We start from the raw sequence: 20,208 nt of genomic DNA, 5'->3' as shown, positions 1-20,208 counted from the left end.
TCTCGGCCATGACCGGAGACGAAGGCTCCCATCTGCTGGACGTATGGCTGAAGGTGAACGAGTTCGCCAACTTCCCCGCACTCCCCCACGTCGCCCCAGAGGGCAGCGATCTCTTCCAGGACGACGCGCTGGCCGCACCTTTCTCCGTCTCGGGGGGCGCCCACAACGCCCTGGTGGTCGCCCAGGATCACTGGCAGGTGCTGAGGAGTTCCCTCCATGGGGGGTCGTCCAACGGCCAACAGGTAGTCAACCTGTATCTGCAAGGGCAGTTCTCGCTGGTACGCGGTGCACTTGAGAACGCCGCGCGGGCCGTCTGGATCCTGGGACCTGACGAGCGCACAACCAGGGTGTCCCGGCGTCTGGCCTTGAAGCGCAAGGAGTACTCGAATCTCAAGACGTTGCGGAGCGAGGAGGGGCAACCCGACCCTGATGACGACAAGCGACGCCTCGCCAAGGTGTCGCAGGCGGACCAGCGCGTTGGTGTCTCCTCTGAGGCCGACTACCCCTCTTACAGGAAAATCATGAAGGAGGCAGGCAGGCTGATCCCCGGCTTCGGTGAGATGGCGGCATTCAGCGCGTGGAGCAGGTGCAGCGGCCTGGCCCACGGCGATGAGACGGCTCTGGTCAACCTGGAGACCACAGCCCCGCCTTCATGGGAGGGGGTGGGGGAAGTCCAAGTCGACCCATCGGTCCGCACCCTGTCCCTCGTGGTGTGGGCCGCTGGGGTCATGTTCGAGCGCGGAACGGACCTGTGCCTCCTGCGAAGCCGCGTTTGAGCTGCGCGGGAACTTCCCGCATCACCCCGCGCGGCGGCCCTCGGCAGGGGTAGCGTCGCCTCATGCATCCCACGGACCTTCTGCAGCACGCCCTGGTCGTCGACCTGCGTGCTGTACTCAGCGGCGCGGGCCTTCCCGAAACTGAGTACGGGCGCACCCCGCAACGCCCCGGCTTTGCCCTCAAACCGACGGCCGGGGGCCATACCGTCGAGGTGTGCTGGTTCCCCTCGACCTCGCAGAACGCCGAGTGCCTCCGGCGGAATCGCGAGACCATGCTGACGGCGATGGGAATGATCCTGCGAGGAGAGCAGTACTTCTTCTCCTGGTCCCAGGATCTCTACGAGCGAGACTGCCTTGATGTGTCGGGCGGCCCCGACCGCGTGCATGATTATTTCCAGCTCCTGATCGACCTTCAGCGGACACACGCCTCCTCCGCGCGGGTGTGAAGCGCCCTTGAACGCGAAAAGGGTTGGGTCCCGAGAGGCAACCCCGGAGCCCAACCCTTTTGCGATCGCCCTTCATGTCTCGTCGTCAGAACGTGGGCCGAGGACGGCCCACCCGGCGCGGCCGCGGGGTGGTGATCGGCTCCTCGACCACCGTGAACCGGCGCAGGCATAGCCCGCACAGGATGGGGCCCGCGTCGAGCTGGGCGGGGGTGACCGAGAGCCTGCGCGGCTCGGCGCAGGAGCACTGGGTGCTGAGGCGTGCGCCGGAGCGGGCCGGGGTCGGCACGGGTTCGGGGTCCTCGCCCGGGCCGGGAGGGTCCAACTCCGCGCCGGTCGTCTCCCCCGGGTCCGCGCCGGGCACGATCTCGGGCAGGTCCGGTAGCTCCGGCAGGTCGGGGAGTTCCCATCCCTCCAGGGGTTTGGCCAGGTAGGGCAGGCCCGTCTTGTCGAGGTCCTCGATCAGGTCCCGGTAGCGGTGCTCCGTGGCTTCGGTGATGGTGCAGGCGCTGAACCCGCGCTTCTTGTCCCGCTTTTTCGGGCGCTGCAGGCCCAGCTCCTGGGCCAGTTTTAGGAACTCGCCGTTGTGGTACCGGTTGCCCTCGTCGCAGGTGTCCACGATCCCCCGCACCTTGGCCAGGGCGTGGGCGGCTTCGTGGAGCATCGTTTGTAGCAGGCGAGATCCGCCGTCGTTGAGGAGTTCGCCTGCGACGAACAACTCGGCCCTCGGCCGCCCGTAGGCGTCGTGACGCCAGCGGCCCGCCCAGTGGTGCCCCCAGGTGATGGTGCCGGGCTCGGCGGCCAGGTAGCCCGAGCCGGTCACGACCGTCACCTCGGGCACCTCGGGGTGGTCGGCGCGGATCCGCGCCCAGGCCCGCTCCAGGACGGTGATGATGCCGCTCCCGGTCAGCGCCGGCGCGGGCGGAGAACCGGTGTCCTGCTCGGCAGGGGCGATGTCGGTGGATGCGCTCATGGTCCCTTCCCTCGGAATGGAGTTCCCATGTACATGGGAACAGGCTGGTGGTGAAAAGAGCGGCCCGCTGGGGTGGCGAGCCGCTGGCGATCGGGGCTTACCTGCAGGTCAGGGGCGAGGACCGTGGCCGGGGCGGCGCTGGGGGTTGTGCTGTGGCGGAGCTTCCGTCGCGTGCGGCGTGTCCGACCGGGTGGGGGCCGGGGGGTTCTCCAGCCGTGCGGCGGCCAGTCCCGCGCGGCTCCGCCGCCGGGAACCGGTGACCGCCTCGGGGGCGGCCTCGGGCAGGGGGATGTCGGGGAGGACGGTGGGAGCGCCGTGCGGGACCGCACCCAGACGCACGGCGTGCTCGCTGATGGCCTGGCGTGCCTCGGGTGCATGGGGGAAGGCGACGTCCGACGCCGTCCGGGCCAGGGTGCTCAGGCGTTCGACGGTGGGCCAGGTGGTGGCGGTGATGTGGCCGCGCGCGGCCAGCTCCCGGGTGGTGGCGGTGTAGGCCTCCAGCCAGTCGCGGGCCTCCTGCGGGGAGGGCGTCTTGTCGCGCTCGCGTTTGGCGCTGGCGGCCGCGGCCCCCGGGGTCGGGTCGGCCCACTCCCCCGAAGCAGTGCGGGTGTTGGTGAATAGTGCGTCTCCGGCCCGGTTGGTGACCTCCAGGCGCTGAACATGGGGGCTGTCTTCCATGGCCTGCAGGGTGGCCGGGACCATCCGGTAGGAGATGTCGTGCGCCTCGGCCGGAGTCCAGCGGGCCGCGGTCTCTGGGGCCTGCAGGTACCGGTCGACGGTCGAGAGCAGGCTGGTCCGCTCGGGTACGGCCAGCCCGACGACCTCCACCTGGTACCCCTCCTGGTGGAACCGCTGTGCGGTCTGTACGACCATCAGGGGGTTGCGGAAGGTGCCCTCCAGGAGAACGCTGTAGCGCTCGGCCGCAGCATGGTCCAAGGACCTGCGCAGCCACTCCCCCGAGGCCTGGGCGGTCGCATCCGGCATGGCCAGGATGTTGGTGCGCATCACGTCGCGGTACTTGGGGTGAAAAGCTCGTAGGTCGTCGCCGATGATCGGGACGATCCCCGTGTGGCGCGTCATGATGTCCGCCACGGCCCGACTCTTGCCTGCTCCGGTCTGGCCCCCGACGAGCACCAGAACAGGACGCTCGGGGGTGGGGGTGTGGCCGCCGAAGACGAAGCGGCGCACCCCCCGCCGGGGCCGCTCGAAGATGTGGTCGAGCTGCTCCGGCGGGAGCTGGTATTCCTCGAATGCCATCAGCGCTCCAGCTCGGCGAGTTCGGCGGCCCACCGGCGGGTGTGCTCCACGATGGCGTCGCGGTCATCGGAGGGCACCCGCCGGCGCTCCTCGCGCAGCGCCATGACCTTGGCGTCCCAGACTTCCTCCTCTTCAGGGGTGGCGGCGTTCTCGCCCAGCTCCAGGTAGCGGCCGGTGAGGGCAGTGGCGGTGTCGGACATGGCGTCGTACAGCACGGAGAGGTCTTGTCGGGCGGTCATTTGTTCCTCCTGGATGATCGGAGCAGGGCGGGCAGTCTCGTTAGAACGGGGGGTCGTGGGGGGCGGGGATGTCGTCGGCCGAGACGGCGGCGGGAGCACTCCGCGGGGTGAGGGTGGCCAGCGCACCGGAAACGGTGGCCCCTTCCCCGGCGGCGATGTGGGTGTCGTTGACGTCGTAGGCCCGGGCCATGGCGAAGTAGACCGGGCCCTCCTCGGGGGCGCGGTCGGCGTCCTCCAGCACCAGCTCGATCCGGCCGCCCTCGGCCAGGACCCGGTTGAGGTCCACAGTGATGGTGCCCTCGCGGGAGGTGCGGGCGGCCTGGCGGTAAGTCAGGCTCACGGCGTCCTCCAGGGCCTCGCCCGCGTTGGCCAGGTCATGGTGTGCCATCCAGGCGTCCTCGGGGGTGCGGGCCAGGGCCTCGACCAGGAATTCGCCTGCGTTGACGATCCCGTAGAGGGCCTGGATCTCGGGGCGGACGTCGTCGTGGACGTCGACCACCGCGGCGAGGTGGGCCAGGGCGCCGCGCAGGCGGGCCAGGTCGGCCGCCGGACCGTCCTTGACTATCGCGACCAACTCGGCCTCGATGTGGCGCCAGCGCTTGTGGGCGCTCTGTCGGGTGATGCCGATGGCGGTGGCGATGCGCTCCCAGCTCACGCCCTGGCTGCGCAGCAGGCGCACCTCGGCGGTGAGGGGGCCGCGGTCGTCGGATTCAGCGGCGATCTCGTACAGGCGCAGCTCGGGGACTTCCCTGTGCAGGTGCTCGTCCCACATGTGCACGAGGGCCTTCTCGGGCGGGTGGTAGTGGTCGCCGCTGGTCCACCTCCCGCAGGTGCAGGTGGCGGTCCAGATGAAGCCGCTCGTCCCCATGTCGGGGGTCCAGGGAACAGGGTTGCCTTCGCGCGGGTGGGCGAAGACGGTGGCGGTGTGCCCGGCTGCGGGGCCGGCGCCCTTCCACTCCATGAGCATCCTCCATATCGACGTCAGCTTTTTGCTGACACAAGACTGTCAGCAAAAAGCTGACAGTGCAAGCCGTTTTCGAGGATGCTGAGGTAGTCCGCCACGCCCCGTGTGGCTGATCTGCGGAAACGTCGCCGGGTGGACGAGTTCAAGGAAAGCCCCCTGAACTCGTCCACCCGGATGCCGCTACAGCCCCGCCTGGGGCGCCGGTTACTTCTCCTGTTCGCCCACGGTGTCGTCGATGATCACCTCGGGTGCGGGTTCGTCCTCGCCCGTGCGTGGGGTGATCTGGTCCACGACCTCGGAGATCGCGGTGTAGACCCGTGCGGCCGCCGCCTGGTCTTCGGCGGGTATCGCGTAGAAGGCCGATGCATGCGCGTCATGGTCGAGGTAGTCCAGGTACTCCGAGAGCTGGGTACCGGTGAGGTTCACCCGGACCAGGCCGCGCTCCCCCTGCTCTCCGCCCATCGGGGCCGGTTCCAGGGTGCGCAGTTCGCTCCCGCTGTAGGTGGGTTGGGTCTGCTCCCACAGGCCCAGCGGCATGACGATGGTGATCGAGGCGGTGCCCGCCGACCGGGCCAGGCGATCACCGTGTTCGGCGGGGGTGTTCACGCAGCCGGTCAGGGCCAGCGCGAGGGCGAGCGTCGCAGCCGCGCCGAGGCGGCGGATTTCGAGGGTGTTCAGCACGAGGCGATGGTAGGGAGGCCGGTGCCTGCCGTGGACGCGAATCCCGAAACTGGGAGGGAATGCCCCGTTTGCTACAGCCCCACCTGGCGCATCGGGTTGTCGCGCCAGTCCTCGGCCGGGCGGATGTAGGCGTCCACCGCGGTGGAGGTCGGCTCCCACCGCCCCTGGCGGGCGATCTGGGCGCGGGGAACGCCCGCCATCGCCGAGGCGGTGGCCGACCCGGCCCGCAGCGAGTGCGCGGTCACGCCCTCCAGGCCGGCGGCCGCGGCCAGGCGCTGGACGACGAGGTTGATGCCCGCCCCGCTCATGCGCCCGGTGCCGCGCAGGGTCGCCCCCGGTGTTCCGGCCAGGCGCCCGTACCGGTCGACGCCGCGCAGCAGCGGCCCCGCGGTGAGGCCGTGCTCGGCCAGGGTCCCGATCCAGTCGGCGGTGGTGCGCACCGCGCAGGTCTGGGCGAGGGTGCCGTAGGGGATGCGTACGGTGGCGCCGGCCGAGTCCTTGTCGGTCTTGGAGGTGGCGACGAAGACCTCCAGGCCGTCGGGGACCAGGCGCACGTCCCCGATGTCGAGGCGGGCCAGCTCCGAGCGGCGGGCCATCATGGTGAACCCCAGCAGGACCAGGGTGCGGTCGCGCAGGCCGGGCAGCCCCTCGTCGGCGGCGTCGAGCATCGCGCGGAGCTGGTCGACGTCCACGGCGGCGGCCCGGCGGACCCGCCCGCCGGCCGCCGTCCACTCGCGGCGGTAGGAGCGCAGCGCCATCCGGGCCGGGCGGCCGTTCACCGCCAGGTCGACGGCCCGGTGGTAGGTCTGCACGATCCCGATCGCCCGCTCGACGGTGGCCGGCGCCGGCCGGTCCTCGAGCAGGTGGGTGACGTAGTTCGCCAGCGTCGCCCCGGTCGCAGGGAGCGGGGTCCGGCCGTGGGCGGCGCACCAGGCGGTGAAGCGGGTCCAGTCGCGCGCGACGGCCCGCTGGGTGTTGGCGGCCCAGCCGTCGGCGACCCGGGCGGCCGCGGCCGGGGTGAGCGCGTCCTGGTCCACCGGCCCCGGCACGGCGGGCGGAGTGGGGGAGGAGGGGACGATCTCGCCATCGGGCACGGGGGCAACCTCGGGGTCGGACTGGTTTGTGACAACTGACGTTATCGAAAACCAAGGCGCCGCCGGAAGCGCGCCGGACTGGGGGTTCTGCCGCTAAATCCTGGAGGAAACCTCCTCACCCCCGGGGCGGCCCGCGTCCCGGTGCAGGTCAGACCACCCCCGAAAAATCGAGGCTCTCAGATCCACACAGAGCGCCAAACGCGAAGTCCCTGGATGGGCGGGGAGCAAGAGGGGGGTTGTGGCTCGAGGGGACACCTCAAAGGCAAACAGCCTCTCCGTCCCCCTGAGGAGGGCGAAAAGTTGGCCCTCGATAGCCCCAGCGGCTCTCCGTTGAACCGTGGGAACAAAACTAGAACTCGTTGCAGCCTGCTTAAGTGATCGATAGACCAATAGCTCAATGGAGGATTGAACCAGGCAACGATTGCACGGCCTCCTGACGGGCAGGTCTCCATCCCCGCAGGAGGAGGACGTAGCTGAGATGCATGACCTTGGGCTGGACTCATGAGATGATCGGCAGCACAGGTGTTCAAGGATGGACAGGACAAAGGAGGTAAGAGCAATGTCAGAAGAGGACCCAATGGGGCGCGTCATCCTACTTGCAAACGACAAGGGTGGGGTTGGAAAAACCTCTACCACAAGTAACTGCGCGGGTCAGTTCGCACTCAACGGTTACAAGGTTTTGGTAGTAGACCTTAACAACCAGGGAAACGCAGTTATTGACTTCGGTTGCGCAGAAGACCCCATCAACGATGAGGGAGAAGCGCTTTTCGAGGCAATCACGATGGGGCGCCCGATCGTACCTCAGCTTGTTCCGGAAAGGGATAACCTGTGGCTTGCCTCAGGCGGTGAACAACTAGAGGACATACCTCAGCTTGTAGCTAGCCGCAGGATAAAGCATGGAGCCAATGCGAACCTCGCTCTCAGGAAGTCGCTTGAGCCTGTCGCGGGGAAGTTCGACATTATCCTTGTGGACACCCCGCCCGAGAACCTGATCATGCTGGACCTTGGGCTGGCAGCAGCAAGGTGGCTTCTGATCCCCACTAAGACCGATACAGCCAGCATTCGCGGAATGAGGCGTGTGGCGAGTCACTTCGTCCCCGCACGTGAGATCAACCCTGAGATCATGCTCATGGGAGCCGTCCTCTTCGCCACCGGGCGCACATCCACCAAGATCCACTCCGAGACCTACGCGGAGATCGAGGAAGCCTTCGGCGGGAACTCGCCCCTCTTCAAGTCCTTCGTTGGCCACTCTGAAGCTCTCGCAAGAGCGATGCGATCCCAAGGAAAGCTAGCTCACGAGCTGGAAAAGGAAGCAGCAGACCAACCCGCCTGGTGGCAAGCATTGCGCTCCGGTGGAAAGGATGCCACCAAGCAAATCCCCGGAACTGCGACCAATATATCCTCTGATTACAGCCAGATCTGCGTGGAGATGGTGGAGATCATCATGAGCTACGAGGAGGCTGCGGCATGAGCGATCTTTCCCAGCAGTTCGGTCCTGCGGCCGCCGGTGGAATCGGAAAGCTAGCCAAGAGGACAGGGCCGACTGCACCACCAAAAGAACCCTCATACACTGAGCCCGAAGTCGAAAACGACACCTACGATGACGACATCGATCTCACGGAAGCGGATGGCTCATGGGAGGACTCTGCGCCGCCATCAGAGCGTGATGACGCCTTTCCTGTAGCTGTGTACCTGCTTCCCGATGTGGCACGAAAGCTGACCAAGCTTCGACGTTCCACACACAAGACCAACGCAGATCTTGGTTTGGATGCCATCGACCACTGGCACCGACGAGGTCAACTCGGCAAGCTCATCGCCCAGCGGCAAGTCGGCCCCCGTAAGCGTCCCAAGGACTCCCTGTTCCCCGAGCGTCGTGGCGGAGGTCGCGCCACAACCGGGCAACACAGGAAGCTCTGGACCCTCCAAGCAACGCTGCCTGAACTCGAGATCATCGACGGCCTTGTGGAGAAGTTCGAGGCCAACTCACGCAGTGAACTCGTTTCAGTTGCACTGGAAGCTCGGTACGGCACGAAGGCCCGCAAGAGCGCTTCATGAGCCCTACGGGGGGCATGAGCGTGCCTCGTGCCCCCCACGGCGTCAACGTAGCGAACCTCCTCGCACGAAAACCGGCTCCGCCCTCGGGCAGGGGAGGGAAGTCTTCGGAATCGCCCCTCGCGTGTCGGCCTCGGGTGGCAGGCTCAAAGGCATGAGCGAGCACACCACACCCCCCACCACCGTCGAGCGCGACTACGTCTCGGTCCGCTTGGTCGGCGGTCCCGCCTGCCTCGCGGGCACGACGCTGGACGGCATCTACACCACCGAGGACTTGGCGCAGCCCGTGGAGGAGCTGGGCACGATGCTGACCGTGCCCGACGGCCGGGACCTGCCCCGGCGCGACGAAGAGACCGAGGACGTCAACCCCCGCGCCTGCTACAGCCCCGTCCCCGACGACCGGGCGGTGTGGCACTTCCGCGGCTTCGTCCCGGCCGAGCGCCACGACCCGTCGCCGGCCTGGTACCTGCGCGAGGCGCTGGCCCGCACCGCGGCCTCGGCCGAGAGCGTGCTCAACGGTCGTCCCGCGCCCGCGTTCGCCTCTGCGGCGGCCGCGGAAGCGTGGCTGGACGAACACCACACCGAGATCGTGGCCGCCATCAGCGCCGCCTACCGTGACAATGACCCCGCCCAGTCTCTGCGCCTGGCCCAGACCCTGGACACGCGCACCCCGCGCGGCCCGCACGCGGAGCAGGAGGAGGAGATCGCCGTCCTGGGACTGACCGCCGCCCGCGCCCTGGGCGACGAGCGCGCGGAGTACGACCGGCTGCTGGTGCTCTCGACCGCACACCGCCGCCGCGGCGAGCACGAGCGGGCCGTCGAACACGGCCAGGAGGCCGTCAGGGTCGCCACTCGGGTGGGGCCCAAGCACGCCGCCCGCGCCGCCCACCACCTAGGGGCGGCGCTCGCATGGAACGGGGACCATGAGGCGGCGCTGCGCCAGTACGGAGTGGTGCTGGCCTACCACGATGGCACCGGCAGCGCCCTGGAGGCCGCGGCGACCAACGGCCGCGCGTGGAGCCTGGCCGAGTCCGGCCGTGCGGAGGAGGCGCTGTCGCCGGCGGAACGCGCGGTGGCGCTGGCCGAGCGACTGGACGACCCCAACACGGTGGCGGCGGCCTTCGACACCCTGGGCGAGGTGCACGCCGCGCGCGGGGAGTGGGAGGAGGCTCTGGCCGCCTACCGGCGGGCGCTGGAGGTCTACGAGGAGATGGGGTACCGGCTGCGGGTGGACCAGGTCCAGGCCAGCATCCGAGAGGTGGAGGAACGCGGGTGATGGCACCTCTCACGGCGGTGCCCCGTCCGGCGCGCAGCCGGGCGGGGCACCGCTGTCTTCGCCTACTTGAGGGCGGCCCATCCGGTCACCAGGCCCGCCGACGCGGCCCGGGCCGCCCGGCACAAGGTCAGCGGCTCGGTGAGCTGCCATCCGACCAGAAGGTGTTCCACCAGGTCGGGGGAACGGGCGCACGGGCGGCCGCGGCCGCCGTGGTCGGCCAGGGCGTGGGTGCACACCTCGGCGGAGCGTCCCGCGTCCGGGCCGGTGGGGTGGGCCAGCGCCATCCGGCTGCCCGCCGGGAGGTAGTCGGCCAGGCCAGAGCACAACGCTTCGAGCTGGCCGTCGTCCAGGTGTTCCAGGGCGTGGCAGGCGAGTACGCCGACCGGCTCGTGCGGGTCCAGCCCGGCGGCCAGGCGCGGGTCGGCGAGGAAGCGGCCGGGGTGGGTCAGGTTGGCGTCCAGGACGGTGACGCCGCTGATGGCCTGCCAGTACGCGCGGGCGTGCACGAGGGCCTGGAGGTCGTCGTCGAGGTAGATCGCCCGGGCCGGCCCGTCGACGGCGGCGGCGAGCCGGTCATGGAGCTGGGGGCGGGTGAGCTCGGGCAGGCCGCACTTGAGCACGAGCATCTGGGCGATGCCCTGGGCGGCGAACGCGGTCACGGCCTGGGTGGCGAAGGCGCCGATGTCGGCGACGCGGTCGAGCAGGTACGGGTCGACGTCGAGCATCCGGTGCGCCACCGCCACGTCCTCGCGGAAGTGGTCCTTGCCCCCGGCCAGGTAGTTGATGATCCGGTCCAGGCTGACGGCGGGGAGCGGGGGCGGGAACGGGATCATCCTCCCGACTCCTTAACGCCTTGGCCGTAGGCGCGGTCGCCCCAGGTGCCGGGGTTTTGGAGCTTGGCCTCCAGGTCGGCGGCGGAGTCCTCCATCAGGGTGGGGGCGGTGTTGTCGTGAATGCGGCGGGTCGCCATCCAGTACGTGCCCAGGCGGCTGCGCCAGATGCGCCACTGCTCCCCGTAGGTCTCCCGCAGGCGCTCCAGTTCCGGGCCCGTTCTGATCATCTCGCTCATGCTGTCCGTGTCCCCCCGTTACGGTGAGATCGGGCCCGCTCGGGCCGTCGGCTGCTCCGTGATCCACAGTCTCAGCGCAGCTCGGACAGCACATCGACACGGTGAGACATCTTCCGACATCTTCATGTCCGGTTCGTGTCCATGTGTGTCGTCCGTGGTCCTACGATGGCCGCATGGCCAACGAACGACTGCGCCGAGCGATGCACCGCGCCGGACTGGAACCCGCCTCCCTGGCGGCCGCCGTCGAGGTGTCCGCCAAGAGCGTCGAACGCTGGATCGGCGGGTCGACCCCCTACGCGCGCACCCGCCACCGGGTGGCTGCGGTCCTGCAGGAGGACGACTCCTACCTGTGGCCCGAGTCCGTGGACCAGGCCTCCCTGCGGGGAGCGGAGCTGGTGGGCACGTGGCCGCGGCGGGCGGAGGTGCCCCGACACCTGTGGATGGAGCTGGTCCGGGGCGCCGAACGCGACATTTGCCTGCTGGCCTACGCCGGGCTGTTCCTGACCGAGGAGCACCCCGAGTGGCTGCCCACCCTGGTCGCCAAGGCCGAAGCGGGTGTGCGGGTGCGGCTGCTGCTGGGCGACCCCGACGGCGTGCAGCTCCCCGCCCGCGACCAGGAGCACCAGATCAGCGGCGGCGTCACCGGCCGGGTGACCTCGGTGATGTCCTACTACCGCCAGCACATGCCCCCGCAGGTGGAGATCCGCCTCCACGACACGCCGCTGTACAACAGCATCTACCGGTTCGACGACGACATGATCCTCAACGTGCACGCCTACGGGCTGCTCGCCGCCTTCACGCCGGTGATGCACCTGCGGCGCATGGACGGCGCGTACTTCCACACGTATGTGGAGTCCTACGAGCGGGTATGGGCTTCGGCGCGACCGATGCCCCGGGAGGAACCGTGAGCCGCGCCACCCGCCGTGTGGACCACTGGCGCGACCCCGACGCGCCCGCGCCAACGAGCCGGAAGACGTCCGCCAGCGTGTTCGTCCAGGACGAGGGCGGGCGGGTGCTAGTGCTCCAGCGCACCGACAACCACCTGTGGACGATCCCCACGGGCGCGGTGAAGAAGGGCGAGTCCGTGGGGCAAGCCGCGGTGCGCGAGTGCCGGGAGGAGACCGGACTCGAGGTCGAGATCGTCGGCCTGGTCGGGGTCTTCTCGACGCCGGACCACGTGATCGCCTACTGGCACGGCGACCGGCTGGACGAGGCGCGTCAGCCCATCAATATCTGCTGCCGCGGCCGCGTGGTCGGCGGCGACCTGGCGCCGGCGCCCGACGAGGCGATCCAGGTGCGGTGGGTGGCGCCGGAGGAACTGGCGGAGCTGCCGATGGCGCCGGCGCTGCGGCAGCGGGTGGAGCACGGCCTGTCGGGCGGGGCGCCCTACATCGCCTGAGAAACACGAAAGGCCGCCCGCCCCTCCTTGGGGGGCGGTTCTGGTGAGGCCGGTGATCGAGTGGTCGGTATTCGCCTCTTTCCGCCCCGTGTAGCCACTTTTGGTCTTTATGGGTGATATGCGACGCCAGGTAAGAACACACGTGCCCTTCGTATCAGTGCTGGTCAGTGGACGATGGCGTCGTCCGAGTTCCCCCACATCGGCCCGGGCTGGGCCAGGAGCCGCTCCAGCGCCGCGGCGCGGGTGGGGGCGGCGGGCGCGACCGGGAGCGGGTCGGGCACGGCCCCTGCCGGGGTGGGCGCGCACCGGCGCCATCCCCGCCCGGCCTGCCACAGGAACCCCAGCACCGCCCCGTCGGGGCCCTGGACCCGGTACAGGCGGGCCCCCTTCTCCGAGGACGGGTCCTCGGTCACGGACACGCGCGCCAACTCGGCCTCGGTGTAGGGGCACAGCGGCCGGGTGGTGGCCCGGCCGCGCAGGCGGCGCCGGGCCCGGGCCTGCTCCCCCAGGGCCGGCGGCGGGAGCGGCGACCACAGATGCGCCCACAGCGCGGCGACGGCGTCCTCGCGGGTGGGCGAGAGCGAGTCCGGCACGGGCCCGGCGGTGGTGTGGGCGGTGAAGCCGCCGTCCTCGGTGCGCTGGAGCCACCCCCAGCAGGTCGCGCGCACGCACACGTCCTCCCTGCCCGGCACCCGGCCGCGGCGCAGCTCCCAGCGCTCCATGTCGCGCTCCCGGATGCCCAGGTCGGTGCGCTCCCCGGTCAGGGAGGCGATGTCCAGCGGGCGCCCGTGGTGGGCGGCGAGCAGCTCGGGCACCGCGTCGGCCAGGTTCGGCTGGGCCGAGAGCGCGTCGGGGGCGGCCTGCTCGGCCGGGGACAGCCGTCCCAGGTCGGCGGCGTCGAGGCGGGCCCGGAACGCCCACCCGGTGTGGAGGTCCCACTCGGCGCGGTCGAGGACGTCGCCCACGTGCTCGCCGTCCACGCGCACACGGTAGTGCACGTACTCGCGGCCGTCGACGACGATCGCGGACCGGGAGAGCACGACCTCCACCGGCTCGGCGGGCACGGCCTCGGGGGCGGGACCGCGGATGTAGGCGGCGTTCGGGTCGAGCAGGTGCGTCACCGCGCCCCGGCGGGTGCGCTCCCCGCGCGGGGCCAGGACCGCGACCGCGCCGAGGGAGCCGTCGGCGGCCGCTTCTGCCGCGCACCACAGGTGCGGATCGATGTCGCCCCGCCACACGAACCCGACCAGGCGGTCGTCCTGGTACACCCGGTACATGCGGGCCGTGCCCAAGTCGTAGGCGTCCGCCTGCGCTGGGGTGAGCAGCTCCAGGCGCACCCCCTCCTCTCGGGCGGGAGCGGGCGGCTCCTCGTGCTCGGGGACGTCGCCGTCGAAGGGCAGCTCGACCGCGCCGCCGGCGGGCGGCTGGGGGCGGGCGCCGGGCAGGTTCGGGGCCGCCTCCGGCATGGACCGCCACGGCGAGGTCCACTCGGTGACCTCGACGACCTCGTCCACCCGGGGCGCCCGGACGCCGCCGCTGGCGTCGTCGCGCCCCCAGCGCACCGCGGGGGCGTACCCCTCGACCCCGTGGGCGGCGGCGTCGATGATCCCGCCGGAGAGCACTCGCACCCGGGCGCGGATGGTCCAGTGCTGGGAGGCGGGACGGGCGCTTCCCCAGACCTGGCGGGCGGTGTAGGCGTCGGGGTCCTCGACGCGCAGCAGGGTGTCGGCGCCCATCTCCCGCACCGCACGCGGTTGGCGGACCTGCGGGTACAGGGTCGCGTAGTCGCCGCGGTGGGCGAGGATGTGTGCGCGCCCGGTCTCGGTGAGCCAGTACCGGCCGTGCGTGTCGTCGTCGACGTAGCCGCGCCCGGTCGTGCCCCGGGCTCGTTCCCGGGTGGCCAGGTGTTCCTGCCAGCGGGCGCCGCCGGTCCACTCGTCGTCGGCCCCGCCCGGTCCGGCGGCCGCGACCTGGACCAGGCGCTCCCACAGCCACGCCGACAGCGGCTTCCACTTCCCACCGGCGCCGACCCGCGCCGGGGTGGGGGGTGCGGTTTCGGCAAGCCCCTCGCCGGGGGTGCCGTTTATGGAACCGGCCCCCTCCGGGGCCTGGTCGGCGGCCGCCGCGCCGAAGCTCTGTGCCCAGGCGGCCGCGACCTCCTCGACCTGGGCGCCGTAGGCCACGCCGAGCGCGTTGCGGACCGCCCCGGCCGCCGGGGGCGGCACCCACGTCGGCGGGAGCACGCCCCTCTCGGCGTCCGCGAGGACGGGCCGCGAACACGCGATCCCGGACCCGGCCGGGATGTGGGCGCGCACCGCCGTGGCGGCCGCGGCGAGGGTGAGGCCGGCGCCCACCCGCAGCCCCGCCAGACCCTCCGGCAGGGAGCCCTCCTCGACCAGGTCGGCCACGGTCGCGCCGACTGCGGCCGCGAGCGCGGCCAGGCGCCCGACTTCGGGGCGTTCCTTGCCGCCCTCGTAGCGGAGGACCTTCTGTCGGGGGGTGCCGACCGCCTCGGCGACCTGGCGCTGGCTGAGCCCGGCGGCCTCGCGTGCGGCTCGGAGCTTCGTCCCGTCGAGTGGGACACCCTGTCCTCGTGCCATGGGTCCATCCTAAACGATGCGCATCGTTTAGGATGTTGCTTTCACGGTTCCGTGCGTGCTGTTTAGGAAAAGACCCAACCGCTGAAGGGGAGTCCGGTTTCGGCCAACGACCCCTACGGGCGAGTGACGCTGGATACCTTTACTCCACGTGTGCCGTCGCGCACGTGGTGGCATGCGAGGAAGGGGCCTGGCGCTCATGGGAAAGCGTGGACAAAAGAAGCGCCCTGCTGGTCAAAAGGCTGGCTCCACTCCCCCTTCTCGACGATCGCCGAAGAGGCGGCGGAGGCAACCGCCGGCCCACGCGCAACCGCGGACCGGCCAGCTGTCGGTCTTCGCCGTCCTCCAAGAGCGCTACTTCCCCGAAGGCAGGGGCGCTTCGCGGCGCATTCGCATGCGGGCGTGGTCGATCTATGTCGCACTGACCCTCCTCGCTGCTCTGGGCGGCTACGCGGGAAACTATGCCTACGATCGGTGGTCTGCAGAGTCTCGACTTCGCGTGCAACGGGCAGCAGAGAGGGACATTAATCAGGAAATTGCTCCGTTCACCGGATTTATCGACTACGACACCACGTTCTTCGAGTCATTCAATATCATCCTGAACCGGCCCCTGACAGCCGAAGAAGGCGAAGAACTCCAGGTCACACCCTTCGAAGAACTCTGGGACTACTTCCGCCCCAAAGGGGGGAGACTGATCCCCTATAGCAGCGGGTCAACACCTGAAAATCCCTTGGGGGGGACCTGGGAGAAAGGGTCGGGCACATGGGGAACGGCTGTGTTCAACATGACCCTCCGTTCTGAGAGCACCTCAATGCTGACCATCCTGGATATGACCCCCGTACCCGTCTCCTGCGAAGATCCGACGGCCGTAACCGTCATCAATCTCCCCCCTCAGGGTACTGAGTACTATTCAGGCGTGGTTGTAAATCTCAACCACAACGATCCGGTTTTTTACAGCACCGACGAGGGGCCCAACAAAGGGAAGCCATTCTTCGAAAATGCGCACATCAACGTTGGAGGCGGAGCGACATCAGGCGGACTCCGAGTGGAGGCCCAGGTGGATGGCCAATCCTGCAAGTGGGAGATCCGGGCAGAGTATGTCGACGCCCAGAACCAACCGGGCGAAGTCATCCTGCGCGACGGTGACAAGCCCTTTTTCGTCGAGGTTGCGCCTAGCCAACCCGAGCAGTATTGGGTGGCGATCCCTCGCGTACCCGATTTTGGGCTGAATTTCATGCCGTGCCACGAAAGGGAACATTCCTATTGTCCGCCCAGACAGTAGGGCCCGTGAGTGATGCGTGCACCCGCTGGCCATGGCCAGCGGACCGGACTTCATTTCCTTAACGACACCCCTCCCTGGGCCACCTCCGCATGGGAGTGACTTTTAGGGAAATCGGACGCCCGAGCGAGCTCCGGGGCTTGAGCAGCAACCGAACGGCCAGTGGCGTTAGCTCGCCGTTGAAGGGGTGCCGTTAACGAACGTGTCACCAGCCGCAAACGCAGCTGAACCTCACCGGTCGGTGGTGAGCACCTCCAGGGCACGGGTCTTGTCCGCCTCCGTGGGCAGGGCGTAGCGGCGGGTGGTGTTGAGGTCGGCGTGGCCCATCAGCTCGGCCACCAGCACAACGTCGACCGGTGCGGTGGCGACCTCGCCGCGGCCGCGCACGAGGTCGGTGCCGAAGGTGTGGCGCAGCACGTGCGGCCCGAACGCCTCGCCGTCGTCGGCCGGCCCGATCCCCGCGGCGGCCCCCAGGGTGGTCACCACGGTGTTGGCGGCGCGGGTGGAGAGCGCGCGGCCGTCGCGGTTACGCACCAGCGGCCCCGCGGCGGGGCGGCCGAGCCCGTCCAGCAGCACCTCCAGGGTGGTGCGCACCTGGGCGTGCAGGGGGACGGTGCGGTCCTTGCCGCCCAGCCGGCCCTTGCCCCGCACCCGCACGCTCCCCTTGCGCGCCGAGAGGCGGAGGTCGGCCACGTCCAGGGCGACGATCTCCGCCACCCGGAGCCCGGCGTAGTAGGCCAGGTGGCAAATGGCCCGGTCGCGGGGCGAAGCGTCGCGGGCCACGGTCCGCAGGAACCGCAACAGCGTGCGCTGGTCCAGGGCGCGGGGCGCGCTCGGGCGGGCCAGGTGTTCACGCACCACCGCCGGGCGGCCTGAGCCGCGCAGGGCGAAGAACGCGTCCACGGCTGCGAGCCGGTTGTTGATGGTGGCCGCGCCCAGGTGGGTGCCCCGCGCGGTGCGGGTGTTCTTCAGGTGCCGGCGCCAGTCGCGCACCGCCCAGTCCCGCGCGGCCGCGTCGGTGAGAGGGTCGCCGTCCAGGGCGCCGGCCTGCCGGGCCTGGGCCAGCCAGAGAAGGAACGCGGCGGCGCTGCGCCGGTACTTGTCCCGGGTGGCCGCGCCCAGGTCGGTGGCAGAAGCCAGGCGGTCGGTGAAGGCGGCGAGCTCGCCCGCCAGATCGTCGGGCAGGTCCACGGGTCGACGGGGCCGCCCGGTCCGCGTGTTTCCAGAAGTGGTTTCGGTGGGCTGCTTCGGGCCGGGGGTCGTGTTTCCAGAAGTCACCCCGGCAGTCTACTTCCGGAAATGCTCGTTTCCAGAAGTGAAGCACTCTCCGCGAAGCGCTGCTGAGGTGGTGCGAGCGCCCGACCGAAGACACCCCGCGCCCCGGGTATTCGCCGTCTTGGGCTCACCTGTCCTCGACACGCCCCCAGTCAGCACCGACAGCAGGGGACGGTTCTCTAGGGTGGCCCTTTTCTGCCACACCTGGCCGTAACCCCTACGCACGCGGAACAATCGCCCTATGGGACATAAGAAGGCCTGGGTGTTGGCCCTGGGCGTGATCGCGTTAGTGCTGGCCGCGTTCTGGCTGGCTCCCAGGGTGCTCCCTGGTCTGGGGTGGGGATTGAACGAGCTCAACCAGGTCGCCGGTATCGCGTCGTTGGCGGTGGCCGTGGCGACCCTGATGGTGGCTTTGTGGCCAGCCCCTCACGAGACCGGTGACGGTGACGTCATCGAACTGGACCGCGTCCGGACCAAGGGAGCGGTCAAAGGCCGAGTCGGCCCCTCCCCCGTCACGGGCGGGAGTCGGATTCGGCTGCGGCGCATCCGTGCCGGGGGCGACGTGATCGGCCAACAGGTCCACCCGCCCACAGAGCCGCCCCAGTGACCCGCCCCGAGAAGGACGCAAACCTCCCCGCCTCCTACATCGATCAGCGGTGGATCAAAGCCGGCGGCGACGTCATCGGCCAGCAGGTCCTTCACCTGCCCCGGCCCGTGGCCGCCGCACTGCACACCCTGCCCCCGCCCCCCACCACACTGGCCGGCCGGGCGCAGGACCTACAGGAGCTACTAGCCGAGCTTGCCCCCACTCCCGCGGAGACCAGGTCCTTTAAAGGCGCTGGGGAGGCCGACCAGGAACAGCAAGAAGTGAACGTCTCAGGTGGGGTGGTGGTCTCCGCTCTGGCCGGGATGGGCGGGGTCGGCAAGACCGCTCTGGCCCTGGCCGCCGGCGCGATCGCCCACCACGAGCAGTGGTTCTGCGCCGAACTGTTCGTGGACCTGCGCGGCTACGCCTCCGGCGCCCAACCCCTAACCGCGGAAGCGGCCCTGGACGTGCTGCTGCGCCAGACGGGGGCGGACCCGAAAGACATCCCGGCGGGGGTGCAGGAGCGGACCTCCTTCTACCGGTCGGCGCTGGCCGCTCTCACCGAGGCCGACGAACGACATCGTCCGGTGCTGGTGGTCGCCGACAATGCCAACTCCACCTCCCAGGTGCGCCCCCTGCTGCCCGGCACCGGCGGGCACCGCCTGGTGGCGACCAGCCGCGGCGGCCTGCACTCCCTGACCGGAGCCCGCCACCTGGACCTGGACATCCTCGGTCTCGAAGCGGCCATCGCACTCCTGACCTCGGATCTAAGCGCCCACACCCCCAAGGACCCGCGCGCCCACGACGATGCGGGACTGGCCCGGTTGGCCCACTTGTGTGGGATGTTGCCGTTGGCGTTGGAGATCGCCGCCGCCTACCTCAAACGCAACCCCCACCTGGCCCCGGACCGGTTGGCCGACCGGCTACAGAACGCCGCCTCCCGAGTGGACAAACTCACCGATCCCGACCGTGACGCCGGGCAGGCGCGGGTACTGCGAGCAGTCTTCGACACCTCCCTGGCCCACCTGCCCCCCGACCAGGCCCGGGTGTTCCTGCTCGTGGCCTCCGCACCGGGACCCACTCTGGGCACCTCAGCGGCCGCGGCCCTGACCGACCTCCCCTTCGATGAGGTCGAGGAGGCGTTGGAGGATTTGGCGGCCGCGCATCTACTCACCCAACCAGCACCCGGCCGGTGGGGAGCCCATGACCTGCTCGCTGACTATGCCCGCACCCACCCCCACCCATCCATCGAACGCGACCAGGCGCTGGCCAGGCTGCTGGACCACTACACCACCACCACCAAAGCGGCCGACACCCACCTGGAGGCCCTGGTCGGACAACCTGTCCCCGATCTCTTTCCCGATCGGGACACGGCCCTGGGATGGTTGGACGCCGAGCGCGCCACTCTGGTGACTGCGGCCCTAGCCGCCCCCACCCTCGGACACACTGCTACCGCCATCGCCCTGGCCCTGCATCTGAGCGGGTACCTAAGCCTCAAGCGACGCTTCGAGGATTGCGAGCAACTCTCGCGCTCCGCTCAGATCGCTGCGCACATCATTGGAGATCAATCAGGAGAGGCATCAGCTTGGGGTGGACTCGGCGTTGCCTTGCTGGAAATGCGCCGGTTTGAGGAGGCGATCGACGCCCACACCCACGCACGCGACATTTATCGTCAGGTGGGAGATTCTCATAATGAGGCAAGAGCTTGGGGCAACCTCGGGCTGGTGTTGGCCGAGATGCGCCGGTTCGAGGAGGCCATCGACGCACTCACGCGTACACGTGACGCCTTTCACCGGTCGGAGAACGGCCGCAACGAGGCGACAGCGTGGAACAACCTCGGGCTGGCACTGACCGGAGCGCGCCGGTTCAAGGAGGCGATCGACGCCCACACCCACGCACGCGACCTCCACCACCACGTGGGAGACCCCGACAGTGAGGCGCTGGCGTGGAACAACCTCGGCGTGGCGCTGCAAAAGGTGGGTAGGTTCGAGGAAGCCATGGACGCCCACACCCACGCACGCGACCTCCACCATCTTATGGAGAACGCTCACGGCGAAGCGGGAGCGTGGAACAACCTCGGCCTGGCGTTCCAAGAGCTGGGTCGGTTCGAGGAGGCGATCGACGCCCACACCCACGCACACGAGGCCTACCACTGGATGGGGGACGCCCACAACGAAGCAACGGCGTGGACCAGCCTCGGCTCGGCGCTACAAGAGGTGGGTCGGTTCGAGGAAGCCATGGACGCCCA

The 20,208-nt window shown here is 69.8% G+C and carries 20 protein-coding genes; 10 read left to right on the top strand and 10 right to left on the bottom strand.

The genetic code is table 11. The features are described 5' to 3' along the window. Window positions 1–8: 8 nt before the first annotated feature. Window positions 9–776, top strand: coding sequence for a hypothetical protein (locus ACWGL3_RS04190; RefSeq protein WP_452460828.1), 768 nt, complete (start codon window positions 9–11; stop codon window positions 774–776). Between the two features lie 62 nt (window positions 777–838). After that, the gene (locus ACWGL3_RS04185) at window positions 839–1,222 is read left to right on the top strand and encodes a hypothetical protein (RefSeq protein ID WP_452460827.1); all 384 of its coding nucleotides are present in this window, start codon (window positions 839–841) and stop codon (window positions 1,220–1,222) included. 85 nt (window positions 1,223–1,307) lie between these two features. Here ACWGL3_RS04185 and ACWGL3_RS04180 read toward each other — a convergent pair whose 3' ends face one another. The 6 genes from ACWGL3_RS04180 to ACWGL3_RS04155 all read right to left on the bottom strand — a co-directional run bounded on the left by ACWGL3_RS04180 (window position 1,308) and on the right by ACWGL3_RS04155 (window position 6,427). Further along, window positions 1,308–2,192, bottom strand: coding sequence for a hypothetical protein (locus ACWGL3_RS04180; RefSeq protein WP_452460826.1), 885 nt, complete (start codon window positions 2,190–2,192; stop codon window positions 1,308–1,310). 108 nt (window positions 2,193–2,300) lie between these two features. Further along, window positions 2,301–3,449 carry a zeta toxin family protein gene (locus tag ACWGL3_RS04175; RefSeq protein ID WP_452460825.1) on the bottom strand — a complete coding sequence of 383 codons (1,149 nt, stop codon included), beginning with the start codon at window positions 3,447–3,449 and terminating at the stop codon, window positions 2,301–2,303. After that, window positions 3,449–3,688: a hypothetical protein gene (locus ACWGL3_RS04170; RefSeq protein ID WP_452460824.1), complete on the bottom strand. Its 240-nt coding sequence runs from the start codon at window positions 3,686–3,688 to the stop codon at window positions 3,449–3,451. Before ACWGL3_RS04170 ends, ACWGL3_RS04175 begins: the two co-directional genes overlap by 1 nt. A gap of 40 nt (window positions 3,689–3,728) precedes the next feature. After that, complete coding sequence (locus tag ACWGL3_RS04165) at window positions 3,729–4,649, bottom strand: hypothetical protein (RefSeq protein ID WP_452460823.1); 921 nt, start codon at window positions 4,647–4,649, stop codon at window positions 3,729–3,731. Between the two features lie 207 nt (window positions 4,650–4,856). After that, window positions 4,857–5,333, bottom strand: coding sequence for a hypothetical protein (locus ACWGL3_RS04160; RefSeq protein ID WP_452460822.1), 477 nt, complete (start codon window positions 5,331–5,333; stop codon window positions 4,857–4,859). 71 nt (window positions 5,334–5,404) lie between these two features. Beyond that, window positions 5,405–6,427, bottom strand: coding sequence for a tyrosine-type recombinase/integrase (locus ACWGL3_RS04155; protein WP_452460821.1), 1,023 nt, complete (start codon window positions 6,425–6,427; stop codon window positions 5,405–5,407). Between the two features lie 559 nt (window positions 6,428–6,986). Between ACWGL3_RS04155 and ACWGL3_RS04150 the strand changes: the two genes are divergently transcribed. The 3 genes from ACWGL3_RS04150 to ACWGL3_RS04140 all read left to right on the top strand — a co-directional run bounded on the left by ACWGL3_RS04150 (window position 6,987) and on the right by ACWGL3_RS04140 (window position 9,755). Further along, a complete protein-coding gene (locus tag ACWGL3_RS04150; protein ID WP_452460820.1) occupies window positions 6,987–7,898 on the top strand; it encodes a ParA family protein in 912 nt (303 codons plus the stop codon). After that, window positions 7,895–8,482: a hypothetical protein gene (locus tag ACWGL3_RS04145; RefSeq protein ID WP_452460819.1), complete on the top strand. Its 588-nt coding sequence runs from the start codon at window positions 7,895–7,897 to the stop codon at window positions 8,480–8,482. The genes ACWGL3_RS04150 and ACWGL3_RS04145 overlap by 4 nt, the downstream gene beginning before the upstream one ends. A 151-nt stretch (window positions 8,483–8,633) precedes the next feature. Next, the gene (locus ACWGL3_RS04140) at window positions 8,634–9,755 is read left to right on the top strand and encodes a tetratricopeptide repeat protein (RefSeq protein WP_452460818.1); all 1,122 of its coding nucleotides are present in this window, start codon (window positions 8,634–8,636) and stop codon (window positions 9,753–9,755) included. 62 nt (window positions 9,756–9,817) lie between these two features. Here ACWGL3_RS04140 and ACWGL3_RS04135 read toward each other — a convergent pair whose 3' ends face one another. Together ACWGL3_RS04135 and ACWGL3_RS04130 are read right to left on the bottom strand one after the other, a co-directional pair. Further along, window positions 9,818–10,588, bottom strand: a complete 771-nt coding sequence (locus tag ACWGL3_RS04135) for an SAM-dependent methyltransferase (protein WP_452460817.1) — start codon at window positions 10,586–10,588, stop codon at window positions 9,818–9,820. Then, a complete protein-coding gene (locus ACWGL3_RS04130; RefSeq protein WP_452460816.1) occupies window positions 10,585–10,824 on the bottom strand; it encodes a hypothetical protein in 240 nt (79 codons plus the stop codon). The genes ACWGL3_RS04135 and ACWGL3_RS04130 overlap by 4 nt, the downstream gene beginning before the upstream one ends. A gap of 173 nt (window positions 10,825–10,997) precedes the next feature. Between ACWGL3_RS04130 and ACWGL3_RS04125 the strand changes: the two genes are divergently transcribed. Both ACWGL3_RS04125 and ACWGL3_RS04120 read left to right on the top strand, forming a co-directional pair. Next, window positions 10,998–11,732, top strand: a complete 735-nt coding sequence (locus ACWGL3_RS04125) for a helix-turn-helix domain-containing protein (RefSeq protein ID WP_452460815.1) — start codon at window positions 10,998–11,000, stop codon at window positions 11,730–11,732. Further along, complete coding sequence (locus ACWGL3_RS04120; RefSeq protein ID WP_452460814.1) at window positions 11,729–12,223, top strand: NUDIX domain-containing protein; 495 nt, start codon at window positions 11,729–11,731, stop codon at window positions 12,221–12,223. Before ACWGL3_RS04125 ends, ACWGL3_RS04120 begins: the two co-directional genes overlap by 4 nt. 164 nt (window positions 12,224–12,387) lie before the next feature. Here ACWGL3_RS04120 and ACWGL3_RS04115 read toward each other — a convergent pair whose 3' ends face one another. Next, complete coding sequence (locus ACWGL3_RS04115) at window positions 12,388–14,823, bottom strand: helix-turn-helix domain-containing protein (protein WP_452460813.1); 2,436 nt, start codon at window positions 14,821–14,823, stop codon at window positions 12,388–12,390. A gap of 496 nt (window positions 14,824–15,319) precedes the next feature. Between ACWGL3_RS04115 and ACWGL3_RS04110 the strand changes: the two genes are divergently transcribed. After that, complete coding sequence (locus tag ACWGL3_RS04110; RefSeq protein ID WP_452460812.1) at window positions 15,320–16,102, top strand: hypothetical protein; 783 nt, start codon at window positions 15,320–15,322, stop codon at window positions 16,100–16,102. Window positions 16,103–16,330: 228 nt separating this feature from the next. On the opposite strand, the gene ACWGL3_RS04105 is transcribed toward ACWGL3_RS04110, so the two are convergent. Continuing rightward, window positions 16,331–17,290, bottom strand: a complete 960-nt coding sequence (locus tag ACWGL3_RS04105; RefSeq protein WP_452460811.1) for a tyrosine-type recombinase/integrase — start codon at window positions 17,288–17,290, stop codon at window positions 16,331–16,333. Window positions 17,291–17,615: 325 nt separating this feature from the next. On the opposite strand from ACWGL3_RS04105, the gene ACWGL3_RS04100 reads away from it, so the two are divergent. Both ACWGL3_RS04100 and ACWGL3_RS04095 read left to right on the top strand, forming a co-directional pair. Continuing rightward, entirely contained in the window at window positions 17,616–17,981 is a 366-nt protein-coding gene (locus ACWGL3_RS04100) for a hypothetical protein (protein WP_452460810.1), read from the top strand. After that, a partial coding sequence (locus ACWGL3_RS04095) for a tetratricopeptide repeat protein (RefSeq protein ID WP_452460809.1) occupies window positions 17,978–20,208 on the top strand: 2,231 nt, incomplete at its 3' end. The genes ACWGL3_RS04100 and ACWGL3_RS04095, both read left to right, overlap by 4 nt.

The organism is Nocardiopsis sp. NPDC055824 (assembly GCF_053616335.1).
Note: the sequence above shows the minus strand (reverse complement) of the source record. Positions and strands in the feature narration are given on the sequence as shown.